The following is a 12323-nucleotide window of genomic DNA, read 5'->3' as shown; positions in this document are numbered from 1 at the left end:
CTAGCAAATGAGCACACCGCAGGGTTGTATGTTACTTAACTGGTTTTAGATCCAGAACTTGTAGTAGACGCTCAGGAATGCCAGCCCAAATACTTGGACGACCTTTCGGGTTTTTCTCATTCCACCAACCAGTGAAGCGTTTAGTATTGTATTGGAAGAATTGAGCACCAGATAGAACCGGAATCGTTACTTGATTTTCAGCAATGATTTGCTGGATGTTATGAGCAATTTTTAGCTGCTCTTGCTTGTCAGCGGTTTTGTAGAAGCTGTTTAACAATGAATCTAACTTATCATTTTTAAAGAAGTGCATAGCAAAACGAGGCATCCCATCACCACCTTGTAGTGCTGAGTTATACGCTGAGTTCCAGTAAGTATGTGGATCCGCGCCATGGAAGTAGTTGGTATAAGCTACATCGTAATTGCCTTCTAGCATCGCTTGATTATAAACCGCAAAGTCAGGCGTACGTGCTTTTGCTTTAATGCCAACTTCTTCAAGTTGCTCAACCGCAAGTTGTACGGTGTTGTTAAAGTCAGTCCAACCGTTTGGTGATTGAATTAATAGCTCAAAAGGCTTTCCTGACGGGGTATCAACAAATCCATCACCGTTTTTGTCAATAAAGCCCGCTTTTTTCAATAATGCTTTTGAGCCTTCAACGTTATAGGTGTTGTAGCCTTTGTATTTGTTATGAACGGCTTCATCAGACCATGCTTCAAACGCATAACCGAGACCTGAAGCGAAATCATTGACAGTACCACCACCGTAGAAAGCAATATCAATGATCGTTTGGCGATCAAGTGCCATCGAGAAAGCACGGCGGAAATCAACGTTAGTTAACGCTTCTTTTTTCGCTGCATCTTTTTCTTTAAAGTTCACCATGAACGCTTGAGTACCCGATGCTGGGTACCAGTAATGGTGATTAGGGCTCACTGATGCATATGTTTTGTCAATATCAGGGACAAATGAAGACGTCCAATCAAGTTCTGAGTTTACGATCTTACTCAATAATTGGTCGTTGTTTGCGATTTGTGGGACACGTAAACAATCCACGTTTAGGTTTTTCGCATCCCAATAATTCGGGTTTTTACACTGAATATAAAGTTGCGGAGTAAAGGTGTCGATCTCGGTAAATGGCCCTGTACCAACGGGGTTTTCGTTGGTGAAGCTCGTTGGATCTTTAACATCTTTCCATACGTGTTCAGCAACCACGGGTACTTTAGAAATTTCATAAGGTACGTTTGAGTTTGCTTCTGTTAGGTGGAAGATAACTTGATAATCACCTTTTTTCTCTATGCTCTTTATCCACTTATTGATGCCGGATTGGTCAAGTGCTGGTTTTTCTTTTATTAAATTGAAAGAGTAAACCACATCATTAGCCGTAAATGTTTTACCGTCAGACCATTTTACGCCTTCACGAATATCGAAGGTTACGGTCATTAGGTCATCAGACATTTTGAAATCTTTTGCAAGGCGCATTACCGGAGTGTTACCGTGCATTTCATTGAATATAACCAATGGTTCATAAATGAAGTCAGTGGTTGTTTTTAGGTTGGTTGCACCTAGGTACGGGTTAAAGTTACGTACCATTGTAGGGTAAAAATCGGGCACAATCGTTAATTCGCTTCGCTCTGCTGCTGAGGCTACCGAAGTAAAACCTGTTGCTGCGACAGAAAGTACTGCTGCTGCGATAGCTGTTTTTTTTATATTGGTAAGCATAGCTGTTCCTTACTTTTGCTTTTGTTATAGCTTAATTAAAAGGAATGTCATCAATTGATAAACACTCGCTTAAGACCCACCTCATTGATATCGACATGTTGCGAGTGTGATGTTCTTTTACACTATGGTGATATTGCTGAGTGGCCTGTAGGCCTTTTGCAATACAAGAGAACACCTTACCGTCGAAATCGTCAAATTCTATTCCCGTTAAAAACGTCAAAAGGTGATGCTTTCTCGTTGAAAACGTAAAAATCTCATTATTTAGATTGAAAAACATACTTTTTTTAAGTGTGATATCCATCTATATTTTAAAAGTGTTAAATGGTGTATGTAAGTGCTTACTTTTTTATTTGTCTTTTATTTATAGTTGTTTTGATGGTTGTTTATTTTAATTTGACTTTGATCACTTGTGTTTTTTTTCTTTGTTTTTTTTGAAAAAATAGTATTGCCGATTTGTTGTGAGTAGCTTCTCATTAACTGTAATGAAATGATAAATACACATATGATAAATTAATTTTGTCGATTTTTAATCGAATGTAATCGACTTTTAGTTGGTTAATTACTATTGGAAAATAAGTGTTTCGATAGCAAGAGTTAAGATGATGTCATCATAGTAAGCGCTGCTGAAATCGCTATTGAATGGAGCTTTACTCTGTGTTGTTAGATGAGCAATTGGTGTTTTATGAAAAGGTATAAGCTTTATTTGGTCAGTGGGCGGCTTAGGTGAGATATAAAGGAGATCAAATTAATCGATAGGTGGATTGCCAAGGTTTTCCTATGCAATCCCCATGATTTATTGGTGTTAATTTATGAGTAGGTTTTGTAGCTTTTCTCTGCAATTTATTAGGTGCTGTCGTTGCTCTGTTTGATCTTTAGTATGTTCTAAAATGTAGTCTATTGTGTTTAACACAGTTCGCCACCGAGCCGTTTTGGGTAATGTTTCAATACGTAGATACTTATCTAATGTTCTTGTTTGAAGGGTGCTTCTGTCTAAGTATACTCGCCATAAACCACTTTCCTCTGCGAGTGCGAATTTGGTTTTTCCCGTTTCAGACTCCCAATAGTCGAGCGCGGTAATCATGGTATCGACCAATACTTCACGCATAATATGCTGTTTGTCTTCGCTCTTAGGGGAAACTTTATCTGCTAGGCGTGTAAACTCTCCACCTAACTCTTTTAGCTGCTGAAGCTTATTTTTATCTCCGTCAAAGGCATAACTGGACAATGCTTCAATCGCGGTTTCGAGGTTGTCTATCCGTTGTGCATTGATTCCGCCACCGACGTTGAAAATGTACATGGATTTTAGCCCAGAAGCATCCGGTAGGCTAAGTACGTCAGTACTAACATGTTCACGTTTATCATCGATAAAAATATCGACCTCACCGCAATAATGTTCTTGGATAATGTTGAGATATTTAGGGGCAATAATTTCATCTGCATTAGATCGTTTTAATTGTTCGGGGCTGCGTTTAAAAAGTTTTGCAGCAGAGTCATTGGCAAAGCGAATTCGACCATCTTCTCTAACACAAATAATCGCTTCTGGTGCTGATTCAAGTTGCTCGAGAAGACGACCTTGAGTTTCTAATAAACTGGCTTCCACTTGTTCTCTTATTTTTAGTTCTTGTTGCAATTGCGCATTTTCAAGTCGTCTTATCTCAGCTTTGCTCGCGGTTAAGTGCGCTCTAATGCGAGCCGCAAGCTCTTGTTTGTTAAATGGCTTGGTGAGGTAGTCATTGGCACCCGCATCAAAGCCACGAATTCGGTCATTGGTTTGGCTTAGTGCGGTTAGCAAAATAACGGGCAATGTGGCATGATCATAATGTTTGCGAATTTCTTGGCAAGCTTCATAACCGCTCATGGCTGGCATCATTACATCGAGTAAAACGAGTTCGGGCTTCTCTTTTTCGATAAGTTGAATGGCCGTTAAGCCATCGGTTGTAGTACGGACCCGATACCCCTCCAATCGTAAAAAACTATCAAGGATTTGCAAGTTAACGGGTTCATCGTCTGCCACAACTAAGAGTGGCCCGTTAGGGTTATTCGGTAGTATAGAGTCTTGTTCATTTACAAATGAGGCGCTCTCAGGAACTTGGAAGTGAATTTCTGGTATGTCTATTTTATGGGCATTAAGCTCTTCTTGTGTTGCGATTGGCAGAGAAAAACTGAATGTGGTGCCGACAAAAGGTTGGCTGCTAACGTATAAGGTGCCTCCCATTAGCTCAATAAGTTGACGGCTAATTGAAAGCCCTAAACCTGCCCCTTGACGATAACGAGATGAATCTTGACTGGCTTGAATGAGAGGTTCAAAAATATGATCCAGTTGAGCGGCTGGTATGCCTTGGCCCGTATCGACTACTTGTATGCGAATTTTCTTATCAAGTACCGTGGCGGATATAATGACTTTACCTTCCGATGTGTATTTAATGGCATTGCCCACTAAATTATAAAGTACTTGCTCTAAACGCTGGGCATCAGCATAAACAAGTGGCAATTCTAATGGGATCTGATTGATAATTCTTAGTGGCTTACTGCCGATTAGATGGTTAGATAATTCAAGAACTAATCGGGTCGCGGCAGCAATATCAACGGTTGTTTTTTGGATGTCTAAATTGCCATAGCGCATTTTATGATAATCGAGTAAGTCATCAACCAATGTGGCTAAACGTTGTCCGCTATTAATAATAATAGACAGTTGATGCTTTTGATTGTTGGGAACCGTTCCATTTGAACCTGATATTAAAGATTCTGCAATTCCCACCATACCATGTAAAGGGGTGCGTAATTCATGTGAGGTGGTGGCAAGAAATTCATCTTTTAACTTATTAGCAAGTTGAAGTTCATTATTTTGCTGACGAATAGTTTGAATGTTCTCTTCAAGTTTTTTGTTTTGATCGCCAATCAGCTGAATTTTTTCTCGTATTGAACGCTGCATACGAGTAAAGCTTGCGGCTAACCGACCAATTTCATCTTTACGCTCAATACTGACTATATTTTGATCGAGATCACCGGCGGATACTCGTTCAGCAGCCCAAGCGAGTTTAAGTAGAGGTGCCGTTATAAAATTGGATAAGTAGTGGGCACAAATGAAAACCCCGACAATGCCAATTAACATCACAATAAAAAAGATGTGCTTCAGTTGGTCGATGCGAGAGTAGGCATCTTTTTCTGGGAGTTCAACAATTAATGCCCAGCTTTTATTTTTTATCTTGATTGGAGTGTATGCAGCAATGACTTTCTCACCATGGATGTTACTAAATGAACCGACAGCCGTCTCACCAGATAAGGCTTTGTTTATCACTGACGTACTCGATTCAATTTGTTCTTTAGTGATGCCTTGTATTCTCGGTATATGATCGGAGCCCACTAATATTTTAGTGATGTTACTTTTATCATGATGGTCGTTAATAGTGTGAGTTAATGCTGTATTGGGTAATTTGAACATGGCGTAACTGTGTAAGTAACCTTGTTGAATGATTGGCGCGCCAACCCAAAGCACTTGTTGACCATTTTCTATATCAAAATCGGAAAAAATAACGGGGGTGTAATCTTCATTCTTTTTACGAGATTCTTTGACTGCTTTTTGTAATCTAGCAAACGTTTTTCCCAAGGTGAAATTTTTATATTTACCATTTATCAGGTTGGTTCCGAAGTGATCATCCTTTTTGACTGAGTAGGCCACATTGCCTTCTAGATCAACGAGGAGAACATCCGTAAAGTCGGAACGTTTCAATAAATCGACATAAGCCCAATGGTATCGTTTGTGAAGCAATCGATAACGCTCTGTTCCGATATAATCTTCAGATTCGGGTAAGACCGATGTCTTAATTTGATCACCCGATCCTAATATGTATCGTTGTTGGGCATTTTTTCTTGCATCTTCAATGGTGTTGCCTAACCTTGAAAAAGCACTGATTAAACCATAGAAACGTCCACCGCTAGAGTAGGCGAGTTCAGACCTAACCATTCCCATGACTTCAGATTCTTTCGATTTCAAATAATCGCTAATTTGTTGTTTTTTTGTGTCGCGAACAGAGGTTAGATAAGAGGTGCTTTGCTCTTGTAAATCTTGGCTATGCGAATGCAAAAAAAAGGCAGCAATAATGATTAAGGGAGTCAGGCTTACCACCAAAAATGCAGCCATCAACGTATGTTGAAGTCTTTGTAATTTCTTTATTTTACGAGCCTTTAGCATAAGATTGATTACTTGTATTCAATGAATGTGGTCATGATGTTGAGCGTGTCCTTTTATCGTTAGAAAATATAATGAAAAAGCGGTATTTTTCAACGATAGTCTTAATCTTCCTTTTTACTATGTTATCGACGAATAGTTAAGGAAACTTGATTTTCGACAGTAAAAAAGGTGATCAATCCCTCTGAATCATAGATAAAGCAAGTGTGGATATATTTTATCAATAGGGTGCTGGCGATTTTTCAGGTATAGCAAAATAGGGACGAGAGTGAGCGTGTTTTATTTGCAGACTCTCGCTTGTTGGTACCCGTTGTGGGGGTTAACGGCTTTTGATTGCGTGGTAGATGGTGAATTTATTGTTTTTGATTGTGGTTTCACAATGCCCAAACGCTTGATTGATAATGGGAGGGTATTTCAAGAAATTATTAGCAACAATGAACATATTACCTTGTTTCGCCAAGTGGTTAGGCGCTTGAGATAAGAAGGTTTCTGCTGCTGAGTATTGTGTATCTAGACCTGAATGAAAAGGGGGGTTGCTGATCAAATAGTGGTAGTTATTCGCGGTATCGGAATAGATGTCAGAGGCAAAGACATGGCCTTGTAAACCATTGGCTTCAAGAGTTGCCTTGCTTGATTCTAGCGCTAATGCACTAATATCACACATATCCACTTGTGCATCTGGATTTCGAGTGGCAATCACTGAGCCTATCACTCCTGCGCCGCAACCAAAATCTAATACCCGCCCTTTTAATCGAGGTAAGCTTTCAAGCAGTAATTCTGAACCTTTATCAAATTCACCATGGCTGAATACGCCAGGTAAACTTTTAATGGTCAGTGTGTCATTACCAATAGTGAGTGAGTAAGTTTTATACCAATCGTTCAAATGAAAAGGAATAACGTCATTGAGGCACTGACCCCAATAGAAAGAGCAACGACGAGCTGAGTCGTACTTTTTAACGATGCCATATTGGCTAAACATTTTTTCAATACTTTTCACACCAGAGCGATTCTCTCCAACGACACAAATCTCAGTGTTGGTGCCGAGTTTTGCCATGAGCATGGACAGTAAAAATTCGGCTTCTGCTTTGGCTTTTGGCCAGTAAAGTAGCAACATATCAGCCTTAATGTCGGCCTCGATCTGAGCGCCAAAATAAGAAGATATTTGGTTATGTTGGCGAAACTGTTTGTAGTAACCGTAATGCGTGGTGAAGATGGCGACGGATTCACAGTGTTTGGCTAATTCTATTGCAAAGAGGTCCTCTGCTTCACCAGCGATCAAGACATGCTTACCATGAAAATAGTCAAGTTGACGTTGTGCGATTTGGCTTGGCGGGGTATAAGTCGACATCTTTCATTACTCAATAAAAAAACAGGCCTGATTTTCTCATAATCAGGCCTTGATACCAATGTTTTCGATAAAAGCAATGAAAGAACCGTTAGTTATTATCTTGTGATGTTAAGAATGCTTTGAATTCTTCTTCGTACATTTTAAATAATACGATGGTAATAGCAAAAATGAGTGGTCCATAGATCAGTCCTATCAAACCAAATAATTGAATACCACCAAGCAGGGCAAAGAAAATCATTAATGTATCCATTCCAGCACTGCTTTGCATTAACAATGGGCGGATAATGTTATCAATTGACCCGATGACCGCGACGCCCCAAACAATCAAAAATATCGCCCAACCAATGTCACCGGTGAGAATTAAGTAAATGGCAGCAGGGACCCATACTAAAGCCGTTCCTACTACTGGGATGAATGAAGCGGCTCCCATCATAGTGCCCCAAAAAAGCCCGGGAAGACCCACCAACCATAACGCAAAACCGCCAGCAAGAGCTTGAGCGATTGCTGTTAAAAAGGAACCTAAGATAGCGGATTTAGATACTTCTTTAATTTCACTTAACAGTCGGTCTTCTTGGCTACGAGATAGCGGTAAGATGTGACGCATACTGTTAACCAGTTTTTCATTGTCGCGTAAGAGAAAAAACAAAACGAATAACATTAAAAAGAAATTCATTAAAAAGTGAGTCGCATCACCAAGAATACTGGCGCTAATCGAGACTAAAATCGAACCAAATTGCGAAATAAACTTAGCCGCGCGCTGAGCAATTTCTTGCGGGTTAATATTGTCAAATGGTAAGTAGTGGTTAATTATATTTAGACCTTTTGCCACGTAAGGATGATTTAATAAGGTTTGAATACCTCCATCGGTAGCCCATGCATAAACGGTTTGAGAAAAATGTGCTCCCTGTTGAATAATAGCGGCAAAAATGGCCAGCAATGGGATAACAATGACAAAGGTCAGTAATAAACAAGAGAGTAACGAGGTTAGGTTTCGGCATTTTGGCCAACGTTGCTCGATTTTCTCATGTAAAGGGTATATCAACAATGAGATGATGAATGCCATAATGATTGAATTGAGATAAGGGGTAATCAGTAAGTAACATGCATAAGCAGCACAAAGCAACGCAATGATTAACACCCAGTGTGTAGAAGATACTTTAAATTTATTGGGCATGCTTTTTCCTTGATGAGCCGCTAACGATAGAGTTATATAATGGCGACAAAGTGTAGTCTTATCAATTAATGATTAAGAAGATAATTGAAAATTCATCAGTGAAATAATATAACTAAAATAAGGGCAATAAAATGGGATGTTGTGATGATCAAAATGGCTGTAAAGGTAAGGTCAAAAAAAGAATACCTTGGTTTACGATTATTGTTGTCGGGTTAGCCATTATGGTGGCGATTAATTGGCAATAAAAAAGAGCACCACTAATTGAGTGCTCTTTCAATAAAATAGGTAACCCTTAAGTTGGTTTGCTATTTATCTTCTGCCATGATCGCAAAGCTACGTTCTGCTGCTTCAATGGTGGCTTCAATTTCACGAGAAGAATGGGCGAGTGACATAAAGCTTGCCTCAAAAGCGGAAGGGGCAAGGTAGACGCCATGCTTTAGCATTAAATGGAAGAACCGTTTAAATCTCTCAATATCGCACTTAGTAACATCTTCATAGCAAGTAATATTGCTTTGCTCCGTAAAGAAAAAACCGAACATTCCCCCGACACGGTTTACGGTAAACGGAATACCGTATTTTTCAGCCGCTTTTTTTAACCCTTTAGTCAGTTGTTTCGTTCGTTTCGCTAGACGTGCTTCATTTTCTTCACCACGTAATTCTTTTAAGCAGGCCAAACCTGCCGCCATCGCGATTGGGTTACCTGAAAGAGTGCCCGCTTGATAAACCGGCCCAGTTGGCGCGATATATTGCATGATGTCTTTACGACCGCCAAATGCACCAACAGGCATACCTCCACCGATAACTTTACCTAAAGTAGTGAGGTCCGGTTTGATATCGTAATAATCTTGTGCACCACCTTGTGCAACACGAAATCCGGTCATTACTTCATCAAAAATTAATAGGGCTTCATGTTGGTCACAAATTTCACGTAGACCTTCAAGGAAACCTTCTACTGGTGGAATGCAGTTCATGTTTCCTGCGACAGGTTCGACAATAATACAAGCGATTTGCTCTTTATTTGCCTCAAATAATGCTTTGACTGAATTAAGATCATTGAAGGTTGCTGTTAGAGTGTGTTTGGCAAAATCTGCAGGAACACCTGGTGAGCTAGGTTGCCCTAAAGTCAACGCGCCAGAACCAGCCTTGACCAGTAAGCTATCAGCATGGCCGTGGTAACAACCTTCAAATTTTAGAATTTTATCACGTCCAGTAAAGCCTCTAGCAAGACGAATAGCACTCATGGTTGCTTCTGTACCCGAACTGACCATGCGCAATTGTTCCATTGATGGAACCATTTCAGAGACTAATTCAGCCATCTTTATTTCAGATTTTGTCGGTGCTCCAAAGCTTAATCCGCGTTCAGCTGCTTTAATCACAGCATTACGAACGGCTGAATTATTGTGACCTAGAATCATCGGTCCCCAAGAACCCACGTAGTCAATGTAGGCTTTACCATCGGCATCAAAGATTAAAGGGCCATCGGCGCGCTCAATAAATAACGGCTCACCACCCACACCGCTAAAGGCTCTAACAGGAGAATTAACGCCACCAGGAATGGTTTTTTGTGCTTTTTGGTATAGCTCAGCAGATTTGCTCATGGTCTATCCTTAAATAGTGTATTACTACTTGATCACCGCACCTTCTCTTTTTATTTTGTTAAAAGTAAAGCTGGCGGTTGAGATATATTTTAGATGACGCATTGTAACTAAGCTGACGTATTTTGCACTTATTTCGGTACCAATTTTCGTAATGCAAGATTGATCTTGCTCACTTCGCGGCGATAAAAATGTTAAATGATGTGAGCGAGCTTAATTGCCTTAATTGCCTTAAGTGCCATTCAATCAATTCAATACTTAATTTTCGCTTAACGTAGATGAATACTTGAACGATAAGGTCAGGTATTAGATAATCACCTCATCAAAACCATTTCTTAATCAACTGAGTGTGGTTTCTTACCTAATTTCAGTCTATTCAGTCCCCTTGGGGTTGATTGAATATTAACCCCAATGAGAGAGGTCATCATGAGCGATGAACAATTACCTTTATCCTTTTCTGATACTGCCGCATCTCGAGTTAAGATGTTGATTTCAGAAGAGGAAAATCCAGATTTAAAATTGCGTGTATACATCACCGGCGGAGGTTGTAGTGGCTTTCAATATGGTTTCACGTTTGATGAGAAGGTGAATGATGGTGATATGACCATTGTGAAGCAAGGGGTGACCTTAGTGGTTGATCCAATGAGTCTTCAGTATTTGATTGGTGGTGTTGTTGACTACACGGAAGGGCTGGAAGGGTCTCGTTTTTTTGTTAACAACCCAAATGCTACCACTACTTGCGGTTGCGGTGCCTCATTTAGTGTATAGATGATTTTCACCATCTAAAGCTACGTTGGCTGGTGATATGGAAGCCATACTACATAAGATAAAGCCCAAAAAGCCCAGATTATTCTGGGCTTTTTTATGCTTTCAGTTTGAATTAGTGTTGGTTAACTATTCTTTAGCAATTAACAAATTGTTGTAGCGCTTTAATTTATCCAGCTCTTTTGATGCTAAACGAATGAAATCTTCTTTCTTCTTTCCTGTTAACGACTTTGATTGTGGTAAATCAACGGTGCGAGGGTTTTTATGTACTCCATTAACTAAGAATTCATAATGTAAGTGAGGCCCGGTTACCCGACCAGTGCCGCCTAATGTTCCCACTGTGTCGCCCTGCTTTACGCGTTGTCCCGTATTCACTAAGCGTTTTTTCATATGTAAGTATTTCGTTATATAAGTATTACTATGGCGAATAAAAACATAATTACCATTAAATTGGTTATAACCTGACTTTTCCACTACGCCATCACCCGCAGCCCAAATAGGCGTCCCTACAGGCGCTGCATAATCAGTTCCTCTATGTGCGACGACTTTTCCTGTGACTGGATGACGACGAGTGGGATTAAAGTTGGACGTCACTCTTCTAAAATCAATCGGTGAACGTAGGAAAGCTTTTTTCATTGCTCTGCCATTTTCATCGTAATAGTTACCATCTTCGGGATTGTAGATGGCTTTAAAAGTGGATCCTTGGTTGGTAAATACGGCGGCAATAATATTACCGCGGCCAATATTTTTTCCTTCAACAAATTGTTCTTCATACAATACTTCGAAATGATCTCCTCCACGGATATCCAAAGCAAAATCGATATCCCAGCCAAAAATCCCCGCAAGTGACATGATTTGATTGGCGCTTAAACCCGATGTAACAGCAGCATTCCAAAAATTTGAAGTGATAGTGGCTTCTGAATAGTTGTAATGGGTATTGATTTCTTTTTTCTCTATATGAGAACGAAACTCTCCTTTTATCTTGTTGATTCGAAAAGACTCATAAGCGGAGATAGGACGGATGATTTGAGTGAGTTGGTGCTGGCTATCAAATCCAAAATTTAATTTGTCACCGGGTCGTAATCGAGAAAGCTGAGACTCTATATCTTTGTTTGTGGTAATTAATTGGTGCAGGAGTTGGGCGGATAACCCAATTCGGTTAAACAATAAAGCCGCGCTTTCTCCCGATTTAACACTGTAAGTCTCCCAAGTGGTAAACACTTTAGGAGGAGCCTGTGGGGTTACGATATCCTCAGGTAATGTTAACGGGTAATGTTGGCCAACTTTTAAGCGAGGTTCATTTTGAGATAGTTCTTCCATATCAGGAAGAGCAAAAATCACAATAACTGTGAAGGCACTTATGCTGGCGATTAGTATTTTATGAAAATTAGGTAATTGTCTAATGAATGCGCGCATGATCGATAAATTTCAGTTAATAAGGTAATTAATTACCCGAAAAAGAAGATGAGTAAGTCTAACTGGTTTCCAAAAACAGTGCTATTCAGTATTATGTCTTGATAACGTATTTTTACAGAATT

7 protein-coding genes are annotated in these 12323 nt (G+C 39.8%); 1 reads left to right on the top strand and 6 read right to left on the bottom strand.

Annotated features, from left to right (window positions below; genetic code table 11):
- Nucleotides 1-31: 31 nt before the first annotated feature.
- From VCASEI_RS10885 to hemL, 5 genes are all read right to left on the bottom strand, one after another.
- On the bottom strand, nt 32-1714 hold the full coding sequence (locus VCASEI_RS10885; protein ID WP_086961852.1) for an ABC transporter substrate-binding protein: 1683 nt from the start codon (nt 1712-1714) through the stop codon (nt 32-34).
- An 802-nt stretch (nt 1715-2516) separates the two neighbouring features.
- Nucleotides 2517-5906, bottom strand: a complete 3390-nt coding sequence (locus tag VCASEI_RS10880; RefSeq protein WP_086961850.1) for a response regulator — start codon at nt 5904-5906, stop codon at nt 2517-2519.
- A gap of 316 nt (nt 5907-6222) precedes the next feature.
- Nucleotides 6223-7251 (bottom strand): 16S rRNA (guanine(1207)-N(2))-methyltransferase RsmC, encoded by a 1029-nt coding sequence (gene rsmC / locus VCASEI_RS10875; RefSeq protein ID WP_086961848.1) that lies wholly within the window; start codon nt 7249-7251, stop codon nt 6223-6225.
- A gap of 88 nt (nt 7252-7339) precedes the next feature.
- Nucleotides 7340-8425, bottom strand: a complete 1086-nt coding sequence (locus VCASEI_RS10870) for an AI-2E family transporter (RefSeq protein WP_086961846.1) — start codon at nt 8423-8425, stop codon at nt 7340-7342.
- 305 nt (nt 8426-8730) lie between these two features.
- Nucleotides 8731-10023 carry a glutamate-1-semialdehyde 2,1-aminomutase gene (gene hemL, locus VCASEI_RS10865; RefSeq protein WP_086961844.1) on the bottom strand — a complete coding sequence of 431 codons (1293 nt, stop codon included), beginning with the start codon at nt 10021-10023 and terminating at the stop codon, nt 8731-8733.
- A gap of 423 nt (nt 10024-10446) precedes the next feature.
- On the opposite strand from hemL, the gene erpA reads away from it, so the two are divergent.
- Complete coding sequence (gene erpA, locus VCASEI_RS10860) at nt 10447-10788, top strand: iron-sulfur cluster insertion protein ErpA (RefSeq protein ID WP_086961842.1); 342 nt, start codon at nt 10447-10449, stop codon at nt 10786-10788.
- Nucleotides 10789-10914: 126 nt separating this feature from the next.
- On the opposite strand, the gene VCASEI_RS10855 is transcribed toward erpA, so the two are convergent.
- Nucleotides 10915-12201, bottom strand: a complete 1287-nt coding sequence (locus VCASEI_RS10855) for a peptidoglycan DD-metalloendopeptidase family protein (protein ID WP_086961840.1) — start codon at nt 12199-12201, stop codon at nt 10915-10917.
- Nucleotides 12202-12323: the final 122 nt, after the last annotated feature.

This window comes from Vibrio casei (assembly GCF_002218025.2).
GTDB classification, from domain to species: Bacteria; Pseudomonadota; Gammaproteobacteria; order Enterobacterales; family Vibrionaceae; genus Vibrio; species Vibrio casei.
The sequence above is the reverse complement of the archived record's forward strand: the minus strand, read 5'-3'. Positions and strand labels throughout refer to the sequence as shown.